Below are 17,750 nucleotides of genomic sequence, written 5' to 3'. Positions count from 1 at the left end.
CTCGATCTCATCGCGCTGGCGGCCCAACTCAGATGTGATCGAGCCAAAAAGCTCAGGGTCACGGTCGGATAGGGATTGGGTGAAAAAACCGGTGTCACGAAGGTTAGCGTTCATGGGGGCTCCACAGGGCTGGGTAAGAATCTTGCGGATTTCCTATCGGAAACGATTCATATGCAAAAGCTGTAAAGCGACGATTTGGCCCGCTACGGCGTCAAGTCTGGCCTATTGGGGAAAGGTATGTTTGTTTCGGAACCAAATGTACAACACCGGAAACCGGAAAAGATGACAAAGAGAATCGCCTTTCTCGCAAGCGACGTCAAAGTGGCGCAATCTGCACGGGAAAGCCTTGTGAAACGGTATGGCAATGCAGCGCCCCGAGATGCGGATGTAGTGGTCGCGTTGGGGGGCGATGGATTCATGTTGCACACACTGCACAACATGCAGCATCTGGACACGCCCGTTTATGGCATGAATCGCGGCACCATCGGGTTCTTGATGAATGAATTCCACAAGGACGATCTGTTGGATCGTTTGGCAGCGGCTGAAGAAGAGGTGATCAACCCGCTGGCGATGCAGGCCATGGATCAATCCGGCAAAATGCACGAAGCGCTTGCGATCAACGAGGTATCGCTGCTGCGGGCCGGTCCGCAGGCCGCGCGGTTGAAGATCAGTGTCGATGGTCGGGTGCGGATGGATGAGTTGGTCTGCGATGGGGCCTTGCTATCTACGCCCGCCGGATCAACGGCTTACAACTATTCGGCGCACGGGCCGATATTGCCTATTGGGTCGGATGTTCTGGCCTTGACGGCGATTGCCGCGTTCCGTCCACGCCGTTGGCGTGGGGCCCTGTTGCCCAAGATCGCGAAGGTTCGTTTCGACGTGCTGGACGCGGATAAACGTCCAGTCATGGCTGACGCGGATTCTGTTTCCTTTCCGGATATAGACTGGGTTGAGATTCGCTCGGAACCCACGATCCAACACCGTATTCTTTTCGATCCCGGGCACGGATTAGAGGAGCGTTTGATCTCGGAGCAGTTCACCTGATCTCTCAAAAGTGAACTTTTTCGAACTTGTGTGATCCAGTTCACAGGCGTTTGACTCACCCTTTGGTAATCTTAACTTGCCCGGAGAACACGCCAAGGTGGGAGTGAGTGGCCACCAGACGGCGTTTTCGAATGATTGCGCAGTTTTCGCGCCGGCGAGGGTAGGTGGTGCTACGCTCGTTGTCAGATTTCCGGGCTTATTTAAGCAAGCGGACCTCGGGTACAAGAACCCGGGGTCTATTTTTGTGATTGAGCGTATTCAAGCGCGTTCTTCCATATTTTGCCATAGCGGCAGGCACATATGACCCACGCGCGCTTCGATCGCGGCGGCGGCGTCAACTGCCATGTCCTCGCGCCACTGACGTGCAGCGATCTGGATATTGATCGGTTGCGGCCCTTGCGGCAATTCGGCCAGACGCGCCGGCACACTAGCGGCAGGAAGCCCCAGGAAGTTCATTGCGTAGGAATAGACCGCACAACCCAGAACCTCATGCACGCCTTCGGGCCCTTCGGTGTCCCGGTCAGGTTTGAAGAAGGGCTGCGGCAGGAAGGGTGACAGGACCAAAGGGTAATCCTGCATGAACAACGACCATTCCCGCGCATAGTGGCTGCGTTTTGCCATTACCTGCAGCAGTTCGGTGCCGAGAATGGGCGGAAACTCCTGAAAATAAACGTCAAAGATATCACGTATGGTTTCAGATCCGGCGGCCTCGATATCGCTTTTCAAAAGGGTCAGAACTTCGCCCATCAGCGCACGGTACCCGGTTCGGCCACAGTCGAATACGTCCGGCGGCGAGACCTCTTCCACCTGATAGCCCGCGTCATTCAGCGCATCGCGCGCGGTGTCCAGGGCCCTGTCGACCTCGGGATGCAGCGCATAGCCAAAGGTGTCTTTGGTGAAGGCTACCTTGATAGGGCCATCCATCGGCGCACCGCGCCAAGGCATCGGGACGTGAAACGGATCACGCGGGTCTGCTGCAATCAGGCTGGGCATCGACAGGTGAAGGTCGGCAGCAGAGCGAGTGATCAGCCCTTGTACTGACATGGATTGCGCCAATAATCCGCGCTCGGTTTGTTGGCTTGGGTTCCAGGCAGGCACGCGGCCCAGGCCGGGCTTTACGGTAACTGCACCGTTGGCGGCGGCTGGAAACCGCAAGCTGCCGCCAATGTCGTTGCCATGCGCCAACGCCCCGATCCCGGCCATTACGGCAGCCCCTGCGCCCCCTGACGAGCCGCCGGGCGAGATGTGCCGACCCCAGGGGTTCTGCGTGCGCCCATGCAGCGGGTTGTCTGTGTCAGCGCGAAACGAGAACTCGGGCGTGTTGGTGCGCCCGATCACCACCGCCCCGGCGTTTTGCAGGTTACGGACAATCGGCGCATCATCAGGCGCAATCACGTCTTTCAAGGCCACAACGCCATTTGAGGTGGCATGGCCCTTTTGATCGACATTGATTTTTATTGTGACTGGCACCCCGTGCAGCGGACCGGTTTGTGCGCCCTGTGTCCGCTTCTGATCAAGGGCGCGTGCGCGCTCCAACGCCTCGGCGCTCAAGTCCTCGACCACTGCGTTCAGGCCGGGGTTGGCCTGATGCATTCTGTCAACGGCGCTTTGCACCGCGTCCTCGGCGCTCACATCGCCACTGCGGGTCAGGGCGGTCAGGTCGGTGGCGGTCAGACGCCAGATGTCTGTATATGTCATGGGGCCTCACTGTCTTGAGCAGACAGTAGGGGCCTTGTGTCCGGTTGCAAGGGAAAGCCGTGCAGCGGGCGACCAAAGGCCGCCCGAGGCTTGTCTACTGCGCAAAGCCGATGGATTTCAAAGCCACGGTGATTTCGTCCAGAATGGCCGGATCATCGATAGTTGCGGGCATTTTGAATTCCTTGCTGTCGGCAATCGACACCATAGTCCCGCGCAGAATTTTTCCGGATCGGGTCTTGGGCAGGCGATCCACCACAACGGCTTGTTTAAATGCAGCCACCGGGCCGATCTTTTCGCGCACCAGCTTGACCACATCCTGCACCACCTCGCCGTGATCGCGATCGCAACCCGCGTTGAGACACAAGAAGCCTACTGGCATCTGACCCTTGAGTTGATCTGAAACACCGATCACTGCGCATTCGGCGACGTCAGGGTGGGCGGCCAGAACCTCTTCCATCCCGCCAGTAGACAGGCGGTGACCGGCCACGTTAATCACGTCATCGGTGCGCGCCATGATGTAGAGGTATCCTTCCTCATCAATCATGCCCGCATCGCCGGTTTCATAGTAGCCGGGGAATTGGTTGAGGTACGAGCTTTTGAACCGCTCTTTCGCATTCCACAGGGTTGGTAGTGTACCCGGGGGTAGCGGCAGCTTCACAGCAATCGCACCCAGTTCGCCGGGCTTCATCGGATGGCCACCTTCGTCCAGAATCTGCACGTCATAACCCGGCATCGGCTTGGCGGGGGACCCTAGCTTGACCGGCAATTCTTCGATCCCCAGCGGGTTTCCGGCAATAGTCCAGCCAGTTTCGGTTTGCCACCAGTGGTCGATCACCGGCACTTTCAGCGCGTCCTGTGCCCACTCGATCGTATCGGGGTCGGCGCGTTCACCGGCCAGAAACAAGGCGCGCAGGTTGGACAGGTCGTATTTTGCGATCAACTCACCCGAGGGATCCTCGCGCTTGACAGCGCGAATGGCGGTGGGGGCGGTGAAGAAGCTTTTGACCTTGTGTTCGGAAATCACCCGCCAGAAGGTGCCCGCATCGGGGGTGCCGACAGGTTTGCCTTCGAATACAATCGTGGTGTTGCCATGGATCAGCGGGGCATAGCAGATATAGGAGTGCCCCACGACCCAACCCACATCCGACGCCGCCCAAAAGACGTCTCCGGGGTCGACGTCATAGATGTTTTTCATAGTCCAGTTCAGTGCCACCAAATGACCAGCGGTGGGGCGCACGACGCCTTTTGGTGCTCCGGTAGTGCCCGAGGTATAGAGGATATAGGCCGGATCATTGCCATCAACAGGCACACATTCCGCAGGTTCGACCCCGTATTGGAAGCCGTGCCAGTTAAAGTCACGCCCCTCGATCAATTGCGCCACTTCCTGTTCACGCTGGAAAATCACGCAGAAATCGGGTTTGTGGCTGGCCATGTCGATGGCACCGTCCAGCAACGGTTTGTAGTGAACCACGCGGCCTGGCTCCATCCCGCAGGACGCGGCGATAATTGCTTTGGGCTTGGAATCGTCGATCCGCACCGCCAACTCGTTGCTGGCGAAGCCGCCGAACACCACTGAATGCACGGCCCCCAAACGGGCGCAGGCCAGCATCGCCTCAAGCGCTTCGGGGATCATCGGCATATAGATGATGACCCGGTCGCCTTTTTCGATACCCTTCGCCCGCAATGCCCCTGCCAACGTGGCCACGCGGTTGCGCAGCTCGACATATGAAATCTCGCGCTTGGTGTGGGTAATCGGACTGTCATAGATGATGGCCGTTTGCTCGCCTCGGCCACTTTCGACATGGCGGTCTACTGCATTCCAGCAGGTGTTGACCTTGGCATCGCAGAACCATTCATAAAGCGGCGCGTTCTCGTCAAACAGAGCTTTGGTCGGTGGTTGAACCCAATCGATCCCCTTAGCGGCCTCCATCCAGAACCCTTCTGGGTCGTTCTTCCAGCTTTCATATACGTCCTGATAGGCCATGGCGCCCTCCTCCAACACAGCTTTTGGAATGTGTTAGGCATCCTTAGCAAACCGGGCAAGCCGTGCAGCAGATGGCGCGTCAGTTTATCGCAAAATATTTGCAACTTCGGTCACATTGCTATGCAAATTTTTGCAAAATACGTGCTTTTGAAAGGTTTGTTGGCAGGCGTGTAACGGTTTTGCAAATGTGCAAACTCTACCGTGCAAATCATGCGTTACGCGGGAATCAACTTGGCTGGCGTTTTGGCGGGGCATAGGGCCGTGCCCCTTGGGCCGTCTCTGGCAAGTACCTAGTATAAAAGACACGGCGACACAGCATCAAGCGACGCGATGGCATCTGCAACACTGGTCGCAATACCATAACGTTTCCTGTGCACCGCGTAGCAATGACAGGGCTCTTTTATACTGACCTCCGGTTCGACCGGGGGGGGCGAACTAGCCGTAATGCGTGACCGGAGTGCCGCCAATCGCGGCCATGTTCAGCAATCCACGCGCGGTGATGGACGGGGTCACGATATGTGCCTTGTTTCCCATGCCCATCAGGATCGGCCCAACCTCTAGCCCGTCGGCTTTCATCTTCAGAATATTGCGCACGCCACTGGCCGCATCCGCATGAGCAAAAATCAACACGTTTGCGGCACCTTCTAGACGTGAGTTCGGGAAGATCCGCTCGCGCAGTTCTGGATCCAAAGCAGTGTCCAGGTTCATCTCGCCCTCATAGATGAAATCGCGGGGTTCGCTGTCCAGGATCGCAATGGCATCGCGCAGTCGCCTGCCGGACCCTTCGGCCTGATTGCCGAATTGCGATTGTGAGCAGAAGGCGATCTTGGGCTCGATTCCGAAACGGCGCACATGGCGGGCCGCGCCTATTGTGGTCTCGGCCAGTTCTTCAGGGGTGGGCAGTTGCCGCACATGGGTGTCTGCGATGAACAGGGGGCCATCTTCCAGGATCATCAGCGACAGGGCGCCATGGGGGCGCAAGTCGCCATCGTTGAGAACCTGCTCCACGTAGTTCAAATGCCAGCGGAATTCGCCGAACGTGCCGCAGATCATGCTGTCGGCTTCGTCGCGATGCACCATGATGGCACCGATGGCCGTGTTGTTGGTGCGCATGATCGCCTTGGCCTGGTCTGGGGTGACGCCGCGGCGTTGCATGATCTGGTGGTACGAGGACCAATAGTCGTAATAGCGCGGGTCGTCATGTGGGTTGACGATCTGAAAGTCTTGACCCGGACGTACCGCCAGCCCCAGCCGTTCACAACGAGTCTCGATCACTTCGGGGCGGCCAATCAGGATCGGGGTTTCGGTGGTTTCCTCAAGAATGGCCTGGGCCGCGCGCAGCACCCGCTCGTCCTCGCCCTCGGCAAAGACGATCCGGCGCGAGGCGACCGATGCGGCCTCAAAAACCGGGCGCATCAGCAAGGCGGATTTGAACACGGATTGGTTCAGGCGCTCTTTGTACGCCTCGAGATCGGCGATCGGGCGCTTGGCCACGCCACTTTCCATCGCAGCTTTGGCAACGGCCGAAGAGACCACACCAACAAGGCGGGGGTCAAAGGGCTTCGGGATCAGGTAATCCGGCCCGAATGTCAGTTGCTCACCCTTGTAAGCTGCGGCGGCTTCGGCGCTGGTGGTAGCGCGGGCCATTTCCGCGATACCCTCTACGCAGGCAATTTGCATCTCGTCATTGATCTCGGTCGCGCCTACATCCAAGGCACCGCGGAAGATGAATGGGAAACACAGAACATTGTTGACCTGATTGGGAAAGTCACTGCGCCCGGTGGCGATGATGGCATCCGGGGCCACCTCGCGCGCGGCTTGTGGCAAGATTTCCGGTGTCGGGTTCGCCAATGCGAAAATGATCGGGCGCTTGGCCATTTTTTCGACCATTTCAGGCTTAAGGACGTTAGGGCCGCTAAGGCCAAGGAACAGGTCGGCGTCACCAATTACATCATCCAGAGTGCGCAGGTCGGATTTCTGGGCGAATTGATCCTTATGCGGGTTCATATCTTCGGCGCGGCCCTCATAGACCAGCCCATGAATGTCACACAGCCAGATGTTCTCGCGCTTTACGCCCAGTTTGACCAGCATGCTAAGGCACGCGATCCCTGCCGCTCCGCCGCCGGTCGAGACAACCTTGATGTCCTCGAATTTCTTCCCTGAAACGTGCAGTGCGTTTCTGGCGGCGGCGCCTACCACGATGGCGGTGCCGTGCTGATCGTCGTGAAAGACCGGAATGTTCATCCGCTCACGGCACAGCTTCTCGACAGTAAAGCAATCGGGTGCCTTGATGTCTTCCAGATTGATGGCGCCAAAGGTCGGTTCCAGCGCGCAAACGATATCAGCCAGCTTTTCAGGGTCGGGCTGATCGACCTCAATATCAAAACAGTCGATCCCGGCGAATTTCTTGAACAGAACGGCCTTGCCTTCCATCACCGGCTTGGATGCCAGCGCGCCGATATTGCCCAACCCCAGAACCGCTGTCCCGTTCGAGACGACCGCCACCAGATTGCCGCGTGCCGTATAGTGTTCGGCCTCAGCCGCGTCAGCCTTAATCTCAAGGCAGGCCTCGGCCACGCCAGGGGAATACGCGCGGGCCAGATCACGGCCGTTTGCCATGGGTTTTGTCGCCTTGATCTCCAACTTTCCGGGCTTTGGATAGGCATGGTAATCAAGCGCGGCCTGCCGCAGGCTGGGTGTGTCGGACATGGCGTCTCAGCTCCGTTTTCAAATTTGATTTAGCCTTAAACTATTTTTTTCTGCTTGGCTACGTTGTGCGACTTAATTCGGCAAACAAGGCCGTTTTGTCGCTGTGGTTGCTTTCCGTGGCAAAAGACTTAAACTCCCGCGACTTTCGAACACACCCCCTTCTGGACCGAGAATAACAGCATGCGCTCTAAAGAAAACGGCGAGGTTGATAAGACTTTATCGCTGAATACCGGCAAGTTTGGAACTGAACATTTCGCGTTTCGCGCGGCCCTTGTTCTGGCCGTGTTGGTATTGTGTGCGATTTCAGTTTGGCCGAGGCAGGCCGAGGCATTCAACCAGGAAGGCGGTCTGATCGAAACGGGTTCGGCCGCGGCATTGCTGGTGGCTGGTATCGCCGCATTGGTACGGTATCGCGGGATCAGCCGGTTATACATCGGCGTGGTTCTGCTGCTGTTGGCGGAACGAGAGCTTGAGGCTGATATTTATGCCGTAGACAGTGTTCCGTACTTCATTCTGCACGGGATGGATGTTCTTCTGGATATGACGATTGTGCGTGTAATTCTGGCGGTTATCGTGCTGGGCGGGGTCGTCTGGCATGGAGTGCCAAATGGGTGGCGGGCACTAAAAGAACGGGCGCCATTTCTGCTGGTGTTCTTTCTGGCGGGTATGTGTGCCGTCGTGGCGCAGGGTCTGGAAGAGGTCAGCAGCGCCTTGGGTGACCAGATGACGACCATCATGGCAACTCGCCTATTCGTGCTGGAAGAAACGCTGGAGATGTTCTTTTCGATTGGCATTTTGGCCGCCGTTCTGATCGGATGGCCAAAATCCAAACCCGATGGAACATCAGATGAGCAAATCCCAAACTCGGACATGCGCTGAAATCCGCCTGCCCACGCAGGAACTGCGCAACGACATCCCGTTTTATACAAAGGTTCTGGGGATGCGGATGGACATGATCTATCCCGCCGACGATCCGCGCACCGCCGTGTTTTCCGGCCACGGCCTGCGTGTGCGGATCGAAAAAGACGCGCCCGAGTCCCCCGGCACGTTGCGCATCCTGACAGACAACCCGGATGAATTTGCAGGTGGCCAGCGCAATCTGGTGGCCCCCAACGGCACACGGATCGAGATTGATGAGTTGAACCCGCCAATGGTCATGCCGGAAACGGTGCATTCTTTCGTGGTGCGCCGGCTCAAGGATCAGGCCCCGTGGATCATCGGGCGGGCCGGAATGCATTACCGTGATTTGGTGCCAGACCGGTTGGGCGGATCGATCATCGCCAGCCATATCCGCATTCCTGACGGCGGGCCGGTGCCGGACATGGTGCATTTTCACAAGGTCGGTTTTCAGCTGATTTTCTGCATCCACGGATGGGTGGATGTGGTTTATGAGGATCAAGGCGACAAGATGCGCCTGACCGCGGGCGATTGTTTTATCCAGCCGCCTGAAATCCGCCACCGCGTGCTTGAGGCCTCGGACAATGTGCAGGTGATCGAAATTGGTGTCCCCGCAGAACACGTCACCGAAATTGATCATGAAATGGACCTGCCCACGCCCCATTACCGCCCTGACCGGGAATGGCAGGGTCAACGGTTTGTCTTCAATCAGGCCGAAGGGGCCGAATGGGCCCCGTTCCGCCTGCCGGGTTATATCTGCCGCGACACAACGATTGCCGAGAACACCAAAGGCGTTGCCGGGGTGCAGGTCGTGCGCAAGGGGCAGGGTGATCCGGTTTGGGCTGCACACAACACCGATATCCATTTTACCTTTGTCATGGGGGGCGAGGTCACGTTGGAGGGCGAAGGCCGTAATCCCTATCGGCTGGAGCAGGGCGACGCCTTTGTCATCCCACCCGGCATGCGCACACGTCTGTCCGACCCGTCCGAGGATATTGAACTGCTCGAGGTCACCTTGCCCGGTACGTTCAACACAACGCTGGACTAAGAGGATTTTGGCCCAGGAATCTGCTGTCCGGGGCTTCAACTCCCCGGTCGGTTTCATTTAGGGTATGACTTTCTGACCAGATGATCAAAAATTGGGGAATCGCCATGACTTTGAAAGATGCAGCACTGTCTGTCCGGGAAAAAGCCTATGCGCCCTATTCCAATTTCAAGGTTGGCGCAGCGATCCGAGCAGCGTCGGGCCAGGTATTTGCAGGCTGTAACGTCGAAAACGTAGCCTATCCCGAAGGCACCTGCGCCGAGGCTGGTGCCATCGCTGCTATGGTCGCGGCAGGCGAACAGGAATTGACCGAAGTCTACGTGGTTGCCTCCTCGCCGCAGCCGGTGCCGCCCTGTGGGGGGTGCCGACAGAAACTGGCCGAGTTCGGCAATCGTGACGTCAAGGTGACCTTGGCCAGCGTCGATGGCGCCGAACTGGAAACCACCATCGGTGACCTTCTGCCGGGTGCATTTGACGCCTCGCACATGGCGGATGTCTGAGGCTATGGATGCCCGTTCGATCATTGCAAAGTTGCGCCGCGAACAAGTGCCCAGCGCGGAGGAACTGACTTGGTTCGCGCAGGGCCTTGCCGACGGTGGTGTCAGCGACGCCCAGGCCGGGGCCTTTGCCATGGCCGTCTGCATGGGTGGGCTGGGCGCGCAGGGCCGCGCCGATCTGACGGTGGCGATGCGGGACAGCGGAGACGTTCTAAGCTGGGATTTCGATGGCCCGGTAATCGACAAACACTCGACCGGAGGGGTCGGCGACAGCGTCAGTTTGGTGCTGGCCCCAGCGCTGGCCGAATTGGGGGCTTATGTCCCGATGATCTCAGGCCGTGGGTTGGGTCATACCGGCGGTACGCTGGACAAGCTTGAGGCCATTCCGGGCGTCAGTACCCAGATCGGGCAGGATCGTCTGACCCAGATCCTGCGCGATACCGGTGCGGCCATTGTCGGCGCGACCGGGCAGATCGCGCCTGCGGACAAGCGGCTTTATGCGATCCGCGACGTAACGGCGACGGTGGAAAGCCTGGACCTGATCACCGCGTCGATTTTGTCCAAGAAACTGGCAGCGAGCCCCGAAGCTTTGGTGCTGGACGTCAAGGTGGGCAGCGGCGCGTTCATGAAAACGCTGGAAGACGCCCGCAAGCTGGCAAAGGCCCTGACGGAAACTGCAAATGCAGCAGGGTGTCGGACGTCGGCGGTGATTACGGACATGCACCAACCTTTGGCTCCGGCGCTGGGCAATGCGTTGGAAGTGGCCGAGGTGATGAATGTCCTGACCCACGACCATTACGCTCCATTGGCTGAAATTTCGGCGGAACTGGGCGGGGTTTTGCTGGCAGATGCCGGTATGTTCGCAACCGCCGATGAGGGGCGCGACAAGATCACCGGTGTGATCCGCGATGGCCGTGCGGCGGAACGGTTCGGCCGTATGATGGCCGCCGTGGGCGGGCCGCTACAGTTTGTAGACAACTGGTCACGCTACCTGCCCGAAGCAAGCGTGATCCTTGAAGTTCCGGCACCGGATGCGGGCTACATTGCGGCAATCGACGGTGAGGCGCTGGGCCTCGCCGTGGTCGCCTTGGGTGGTGGGCGGCAGGTCGAAGACGACGTCATCGACCCCGCGGTTGGCTTATCGGGCATTGTTCGTCTGGGGGACAAGGTCGACAAAGGCACCCCCTTGGCCGTGGTCCACGCAGCCCGCGAAGACGCGGCACGACAGGCGGCCGACACGGTCCTGCGGGCCATCGCGATAGGCAAAGACACAGCCATGACCCCAACGCTTGTGCATGAAAGGATCAGGCCGTGACCCGTGCCTTTCTGGTGGTGATGGACTCGGTGGGCATCGGCGGCGCGCCGGATGCGGACCGCTTTTTTAACGGAGAAACCCCCGATACCGGGACCAACACGCTGGCCCACATAACTCAGGCCTGTGCTGACGGACGGGCAGAAGACGGTCGCACAGGGCCATTACACCTGCCCAATCTGGATGCGCTGGGCTTGGGGGCCGCGACGCGCCTAGCCTCGGGTGCAGAGACACCCGGTTTGCACGCTGTACCAAAGGGCTTATGGGGCTGCGCACGTGAACATTCTCTGGGCAAGGATACACCCTCGGGTCATTGGGAGCTGGCCGGGTTGCCGGTGCCGTGGGATTGGCACTATTTCCCGGATACAACGCCGTCATTCCCACCTGATTTAGCGCGTGCCGCCGCCGTGGCCGCCGGAACCGGCGGCATTCTAGGTGATTGTCATGCATCTGGCACGGCGATTATCGCCGAACTGGGGGCCGAGCATATGCGGACCGGTTGGCCGATCTGCTACACCTCGGCCGACAGCGTGTTTCAAATCGCGGCGCACGAGGAAAGCTTTGGCCTCGACCGTTTGCTGAAGATGTGCAAGGCGCTGGCACCCCGTCTGCACGAAATGAAAGTTGGGCGCGTTATCGCGCGACCCTTCGTCGGATCGCCAGAAGACGGGTTCACCCGCACCACTAACCGCAAGGATTTCGCCATCCTACCACCCGCGCCGGTTCTGACCAACTGGGCACAAGATGCCGGTCGGCGCGTGCATGCGGTGGGTAAGATAGGTGACATTTTCTCGATGCAGGGGATCGACACTTTACGTAAGGGCTCGGATGCCGAATTGATGGGGCATTTGTCCGATCTGGTTGATGACGCCGAAGAGGGCAGCCTGACCTTCGCCAATTTCGTCGAGTTCGACAGCCTTTACGGCCACCGTCGCGACATCAGCGGCTATGCCCGCGCGCTTGAATGGTTCGATCGTGAAATCGGCTTGATCCTGCAAAAGCTGCGTCCCGGAGATCTGATGCTGCTGACCGCTGATCACGGTAACGATCCCAGTTGGATCGGCACGGACCACACGCGCGAACAAGTGCCTGTTCTGATCGCAGGGCAAGGTGCAGGCCGGATTGGTGCCATCAATTTCGCCGACATCGCCGCCAGCATCGCACACCACCTGAATATTCCGGCACAGGGGCCGGGGAAGAGTTTTCTATGACCGTCGCAGACTTGCCAAAGATCGAGCTACACCTGCATCACGAAGGCGCGGCCCCGCCCGCCTTTATCCGCCAGTTGGCGCATGAAAAGCGCATAGACCTGAGCGGAATTTTCAAGCCGGATGGTAGCTATGACTTCCGCGATTTCGCCCATTTTCTCAGCGTCTATGAGGCCGCTTGCGAAGTATTGAAAACGCCCGAGGATTTCCGCCGTCTCACCCTCGCGATCCTCGAAGAAAGTGCGGCGAATGGTGTAGTGTATTCCGAAACCTTCCTAAGTCCTGATTTCTGCGGTGGCGGGGATTTGGATGCTTGGCGCGATTACCTGAGTGCTATTCAGGATGCGGCGGAAGAGGCTGAGCGCAAGTTCGACATCACCTTGCGTGGCGTCGTCACCTGTGTCCGCCATTTTGGGCCGGAGCAGGCCAAGATCAGCGCCCATTGCGCTGCAGAAACCGCCGGAGATTGGATTACGGGTTTCGGCATGGGCGGTAATGAGTCTATTGGCACGCAGAGCGATTACAAATGGGCCTTTGACTGCGCGCGCGAGGCCGGGTTGCGCCTGACCACCCACGCCGGAGAGTTCGGCGGCCCCAAAAGCGTGCGCGATGCGATCCGCGATCTGGGGGTGGAACGGATCGGTCACGGTGTCCGTGCCATCGAAGACCCGGACCTGATCCGCGAGTTGGTCGACCGTGAGGTTACGCTCGAGGTTTGCCCAGGGTCAAATGTGGTTCTGGGCTTGTTTCCCAATTTCGACGTCCACCCGATTGCGAAACTGCGCGATGCAGGCGTCAAAGTCACCGTTTCCACCGATGACCCGCCGTTTTTCCATACCACCATGCGGCGCGAATATGAGATGCTGGGCAAAGCCTTCGGTTGGGAGGCCGAGGACTTTGCCGCCCTGAACGACACGGCCCTTGCGGCTGCCTTTTGCGATGATGACACCCGCGCGCGGGTCAAGAAAAGACTGGAGAGATCATGAGCGAACACCTGACCGTCGTTGACCACCCGCTGGTGCAGCACAAACTGACGCTCATGCGGGACAAGGGCACGTCCACTGCCGTGTTCCGCCAATTGCTGCGTGAGATCACATTGCTGTTGGCCTATGAGGTCACGCGCGAGCTGAAGTTGACCACACGCCACATCGAAACCCCGATGGAGGAGATGGACGCCCCCATTCTGGCCGGCAAGAAACTGGCGCTGGTGTCGATCCTGCGCGCCGGGAACGGGATGCTGGACGGGGTGTTGGAATTGATTCCCTCGGCCCGCGTTGGGTTTGTTGGTCTCTACCGGGATGAGGAAACGCTGAAACCGGTACAGTACTACTTCAAAGCCCCCGAAGGGCTGAAGGACCGTCTGGTCATCGCCGTTGACCCGATGCTGGCTACCGGCAACAGCTCGGCCGCAGCGATTGATTTGCTGAAAGAGGCCGGGGCCACCGATATCCGGTTTCTGTGCCTGCTGGCCGCACCCGAAGGTGTGGAGCGCATGAAAGAAGCCCACCCGGATGTCAAAATCGTCACCGCGGCATTGGATCGGGAATTGAATTCAAAAGGCTATATCATGCCTGGTCTCGGCGATGCGGGTGACCGGATGTTTGGCACCAAGTAAGCTATTCGCCGCAGATATTTTGCAACCGGACCCAATCGCGGTCCGGCAGTACCTGTTGCAAGGGGCGGCCCGCCATCGGGTCGGCCTCGATCAGGCCCAGAACCGTCTCACCCGTGACGTCCACGGCATAGGCGTATGGTGTCGACGGTAGCGCGGCCTGGGCGAACACTTCTAACAGATCATCCTCGGGCAGGGACGGGCGGGGTTCGGACAGAACCTGTTCGGTGTACGCGTCGATATTCGTCGGCGTCAGCTCTCCGGTCGTCAACAAACGGAAAGCCGTTGTGGCGCCGGTGCGGTCCAGCAGATCATCCAGCGGGTCCTGCGCCTGCGTGCGGGCACGTTCGGCGATGACGTAGCCAGCTGCGACCGATGGGTCCTCGTGATCTTCGACCAGCGCCCGGTTCAGCAAAACGATCCCACCCGGCAGGCTAAGGCTTGTCTGCACGCCTGCGGGCAGAATGACGATTTTCCGAACGCCGGTGCGCGCGGCCAACTGATCAAGCGCTGCCTGCGCATCTTCGGACGTACAGGCCCGCCCCGAGACCCGCTCGATCCGCTGCAGGATGGTATTCCCGATATCCGCGCGTTTGATGTCAGGCACAACCGAGACGACATGGTTTTGCAGCGCAGCCGGCATCCAAAGCAGCAACAGCGCGGCAACGGCGGCCACCACACCCGCAACACTGAGCCAACGCAACCGGCCGGGATGCGGTCGCGCCCGGTCGATGGCGCGCTGCAGGCGGTCGATGGCCTCAATCATCGTGGTCTCGGTTTCCTCCAGCTCCAGCGTTTCGTCCGGGTCACCGTCGGGGTTGAACAGGGCCGGAAAATCGCCGGGGTTCTGGCGCACCAACGCGGCCAGGGACCAATGAGTCAGCGCCTGTTCGTTGAAGTCCGAGATCGTCAGCGTGGCCTCACCAATCGACACCACCACCTCGCGCCGCTGCACATCGGGCGAGGGACGCCACAGACCGGTCGCTTCGATCCGCTGGTACTGTTTAAGTGCTGTCTTCAAGGTGAGGAATGCTCGTACTTATTTTGTTTCAGCTTAGCATGGTAAAATCCAAAGGCGCAAACCTGTTGCGCGCCGATTTGTAATTGTGCTGTATATCGCGACGCGCGGCAGATCAGAGTGTCACGCACCACTTTGCTACTGGGGTGCAAAATGCAGGCAGATACTCAGACCTCACCGATATTGGCCTCGGTCCTGATGGTCAGCGCCATGGCGATCCTTGGGGTCATCGACAACGTGGTGATCTTATTGGCCGAAACGATCGGCCTGTGGCAGTTCCACCTGATCCGCGCCCTGATGATGCTGCCTCTGATCGTCGTCCTGTCTTTGTTGGGAATGGGCAGCTTGCGCCCGCGGCGTTTGGGGCCAGTTATTCTGCGCAGTGTGCTGATTACACTGGCTTTGCTGTTCTATTTTGCCTCACTGGCGCTGATGCCGATTGCGCAGGCACTGGCGGGCCTGTTCACATCCCCGATTTTTGTGATGTTGATCTCGGCACTGGCAATGGGGCAGAGGATCGGCCCCTGGCGCATTCTGGCAGTTGTAATCGGGTTCTCGGGGACCTTGTGCGTATTGCAACTCAACCCTTATGAGTTTGACGCCAAGACGCTGCTACCAGTGGCCGGAGGGTTGTTTTATGCCCTCAGTTCCCTCGTCACACGCAGCCACTGCGCACAGGAAAGCACAGTCGCCCTGTTGGCGGCCATGATTATCACGCTTGGGCTCGCCGGTGCGATTGGGTTGGCTGTGTTCTCGTTCGTGCCACATTCCTTCCCCGACGGGTTCGTGACGCGCGGTATGGTCTGGCAGATGCAACCCGCGTTGATCTGGGTCGTCATACAGGCGGTCGGCTCAACTATTGCAGTCTTCATGTTGATCAAATCCTATCAGATCGGCGAGACCTCTTATGTAGCTGTGTTCGAATATTCGGTGATGATTTTCGGCCCGCTATTCGCCTGGGTGGCACTGAGTCAGACGATTGGTGTCATGCAAATTTTGGGGATTGGCCTGATCGCGGTAGCGGGTGCGTTGCTGGGCTGGCGCTCAAAGCGCGCGGCCGCGCTGGGAGAGGCGGCGTGATCATCTCGCCTGGGCGCGGCTATGTGTTCGTTCATATTCCCAAAACCGGCGGCACGTCTTTGGCGCAGGCGCTGGAAGCACGGGCGATGAAGGATGACATCCTGATTGGGGATACTCCCAAAGCTGTGAGGCGCCGCAATCGGGCCAAGGCGCTGAAGGGCAGGGGAAGGTTATGGAAACACTCGACCCTGACCGATATTGACGGAGTTCTGTCGGTCCCTGAATTGCAGGCTCTGACCACTTTCACTATGGTGCGCAACCCGTGGGATCGGATCGTCAGCTATTTTCACTGGCTGCGCGTGCAAGGCTTTGACCACCCGGCGGTTTCGCTGGCAAAGGCTCTGACTTTTGACCAGTTTGTCTTGCACCCCGATACGACACAGTCATTCCGACGGAACCCGGCGCGGCACTATATGACCCGTGCGGATGGAGTCGAACAATGCCGGTTCTACATTCGGCTGGAATACTTCGATCAGGACGCGGCCCCATTGTTCGACCATTTGGGTTTTCACCTAAGCTTACCCAGGCTCAATCGATCCGAGCGATTGGAAGATTACCGCGAGTATTATTCGGATCAGACCGCCAATGCTGTGGCCGAAGCCTGTGCTGAAGACATCGCTAGATTCGGCTATGCATTTGATGCGATTGACCGCGCATAGTTTCCAATTCGAGCCCAATTTTATTAATTTTCGCGGTGTTGTTTGGGTGTAGGTCGTTTATCGACCCCGAAATGGCCCAAATCTGGCCGTAATATGTCAAAAATAAGTCATCCCACTTAATCCTGTGTTAATCATCGAACGTAGTTGTAGTGAGTAAAGAGTGGGTTCGGTTCTTGTTGAAAGTAGAGAGTGTCATTGATTTTGCAGAGCGTTCTGAGTACCAGGGCACCGCTGAACCGCAGGCCGCGTTGAACGCACGCCGGGGCGGTCTGGTACATGGAACCAAGGTTGCGACCAAAGGTGGATGGAAGCTGGTAGAAGAGCTTCAGGTTGGCGACCTCATTCGTACATTGGACAATGGTTTCAAGGCGATAAATCGCATTGCGACGGATTGCATTACGGTGCCGCCCGATGAAACCAATGCTGATAGCATGCCGGTGTGCATACCTTCACATGCGGCCTATAATGGTCGGCCGGTCTGGCTGATGCCGGAACAGGGCGTGGCGTTGGATAACACCAAGCTGGACCATGATCCGATCGCGCTGCCGGTCAGCCTGCCTGTTGTTTCGGCAAGGTTGCTGAGCGGCATGTTTCGCATCACTTCGAATGTGCCTGCGTCCTGTTTTGATATCAGCACCCTGTTCTTCAATCAGGATGAGGTGATCTATATCGAGGGCGGCTTCCGGGCCTTCTGCCCCTCGGGGCGTTTTGGATCACGTAATGTCCCTGGTAGGGCGTCATATAAGGTTGTCTCGGCCGAGGCTGCTGCGGATTTGATCTATCTGACCGGAAGACGTCGCGATATTGCCGTTCTGGCCAATTCACTGGGCTCGCTGCCTGCACCGATCTTTGATCACCCGATTGTACCGACCAGACCGGCCAGAGGTGCACGTCGTCCTGGGCGCCCGGGACGGCCCGTCATGATGATCTGACTGGGAAGCTGTATCTGAGACTGCAAAGTAACGCTGGCGCATGGGGGCATGCGCC

General features: G+C 58.6%; 15 protein-coding genes. 11 read left to right on the top strand and 4 right to left on the bottom strand.

Going from position 1 to position 17,750, the window contains the following annotated elements:
* Positions 1-282: 282 nt before the first annotated feature.
* Positions 283-1,044, top strand: coding sequence for an NAD kinase (locus ACR0M2_RS08120; protein WP_226688238.1), 762 nt, complete (start codon positions 283-285; stop codon positions 1,042-1,044).
* A gap of 258 nt (positions 1,045-1,302) precedes the next feature.
* Here ACR0M2_RS08120 and ACR0M2_RS08115 read toward each other — a convergent pair whose 3' ends face one another.
* The 3 genes from ACR0M2_RS08115 to ACR0M2_RS08105 form a co-directional block, all read right to left on the bottom strand.
* Positions 1,303-2,742: an amidase family protein gene (locus tag ACR0M2_RS08115; RefSeq protein WP_480704530.1), complete on the bottom strand. Its 1,440-nt coding sequence runs from the start codon at positions 2,740-2,742 to the stop codon at positions 1,303-1,305.
* Between the two features lie 94 nt (positions 2,743-2,836).
* A complete protein-coding gene (gene prpE / locus ACR0M2_RS08110) occupies positions 2,837-4,726 on the bottom strand; it encodes a propionate-CoA ligase PrpE (protein WP_170577592.1) in 1,890 nt (629 codons plus the stop codon).
* Positions 4,727-5,161: 435 nt separating this feature from the next.
* On the bottom strand, positions 5,162-7,435 hold the full coding sequence (locus ACR0M2_RS08105) for an NADP-dependent malic enzyme (RefSeq protein WP_170349321.1): 2,274 nt from the start codon (positions 7,433-7,435) through the stop codon (positions 5,162-5,164).
* Between the two features lie 180 nt (positions 7,436-7,615).
* Between ACR0M2_RS08105 and ACR0M2_RS08100 the strand changes: the two genes are divergently transcribed.
* The 7 genes from ACR0M2_RS08100 to upp all read left to right on the top strand — a co-directional run bounded on the left by ACR0M2_RS08100 (position 7,616) and on the right by upp (position 14,009).
* Positions 7,616-8,314 carry a hypothetical protein gene (locus ACR0M2_RS08100; protein ID WP_170349320.1) on the top strand — a complete coding sequence of 233 codons (699 nt, stop codon included), beginning with the start codon at positions 7,616-7,618 and terminating at the stop codon, positions 8,312-8,314.
* Complete coding sequence (locus tag ACR0M2_RS08095; protein WP_170359282.1) at positions 8,283-9,380, top strand: cupin domain-containing protein; 1,098 nt, start codon at positions 8,283-8,285, stop codon at positions 9,378-9,380. Before ACR0M2_RS08100 ends, ACR0M2_RS08095 begins: the two co-directional genes overlap by 32 nt.
* A gap of 104 nt (positions 9,381-9,484) precedes the next feature.
* Positions 9,485-9,877, top strand: a complete 393-nt coding sequence (locus tag ACR0M2_RS08090; protein ID WP_170359280.1) for a cytidine deaminase — start codon at positions 9,485-9,487, stop codon at positions 9,875-9,877.
* A 4-nt stretch (positions 9,878-9,881) separates the two neighbouring features.
* On the top strand, positions 9,882-11,189 hold the full coding sequence (locus tag ACR0M2_RS08085; RefSeq protein WP_480704546.1) for a thymidine phosphorylase: 1,308 nt from the start codon (positions 9,882-9,884) through the stop codon (positions 11,187-11,189).
* Positions 11,186-12,397 (top strand): phosphopentomutase, encoded by a 1,212-nt coding sequence (locus ACR0M2_RS08080; RefSeq protein ID WP_480704528.1) that lies wholly within the window; start codon positions 11,186-11,188, stop codon positions 12,395-12,397. The genes ACR0M2_RS08085 and ACR0M2_RS08080 overlap by 4 nt, the downstream gene beginning before the upstream one ends.
* Positions 12,394-13,380, top strand: coding sequence for an adenosine deaminase (locus ACR0M2_RS08075; protein WP_480704526.1), 987 nt, complete (start codon positions 12,394-12,396; stop codon positions 13,378-13,380). The genes ACR0M2_RS08080 and ACR0M2_RS08075 overlap by 4 nt, the downstream gene beginning before the upstream one ends.
* Positions 13,377-14,009, top strand: a complete 633-nt coding sequence (upp, locus tag ACR0M2_RS08070) for a uracil phosphoribosyltransferase (RefSeq protein ID WP_170349314.1) — start codon at positions 13,377-13,379, stop codon at positions 14,007-14,009. The genes ACR0M2_RS08075 and upp overlap by 4 nt, the downstream gene beginning before the upstream one ends.
* A 1-nt stretch (position 14,010) precedes the next feature.
* Here the strand turns inward: upp and ACR0M2_RS08065 are convergent, their stop codons facing one another.
* Complete coding sequence (locus ACR0M2_RS08065; protein WP_480704524.1) at positions 14,011-15,027, bottom strand: hypothetical protein; 1,017 nt, start codon at positions 15,025-15,027, stop codon at positions 14,011-14,013.
* A gap of 150 nt (positions 15,028-15,177) precedes the next feature.
* On the opposite strand from ACR0M2_RS08065, the gene ACR0M2_RS08060 reads away from it, so the two are divergent.
* From ACR0M2_RS08060 to ACR0M2_RS08050, 3 genes are all read left to right on the top strand, one after another.
* Positions 15,178-16,104: a DMT family transporter gene (locus tag ACR0M2_RS08060; RefSeq protein WP_480704522.1), complete on the top strand. Its 927-nt coding sequence runs from the start codon at positions 15,178-15,180 to the stop codon at positions 16,102-16,104.
* Positions 16,101-16,763: a sulfotransferase family 2 domain-containing protein gene (locus ACR0M2_RS08055; protein WP_170396445.1), complete on the top strand. Its 663-nt coding sequence runs from the start codon at positions 16,101-16,103 to the stop codon at positions 16,761-16,763. Before ACR0M2_RS08060 ends, ACR0M2_RS08055 begins: the two co-directional genes overlap by 4 nt.
* A 173-nt stretch (positions 16,764-16,936) precedes the next feature.
* Entirely contained in the window at positions 16,937-17,695 is a 759-nt protein-coding gene (locus tag ACR0M2_RS08050; RefSeq protein ID WP_480704520.1) for a Hint domain-containing protein, read from the top strand.
* Positions 17,696-17,750: the final 55 nt, after the last annotated feature.

This window comes from Ruegeria sp. BE10 (assembly GCF_056538905.1).
Note: the sequence above shows the minus strand (reverse complement) of the source record. Positions and strands in the feature narration are given on the sequence as shown.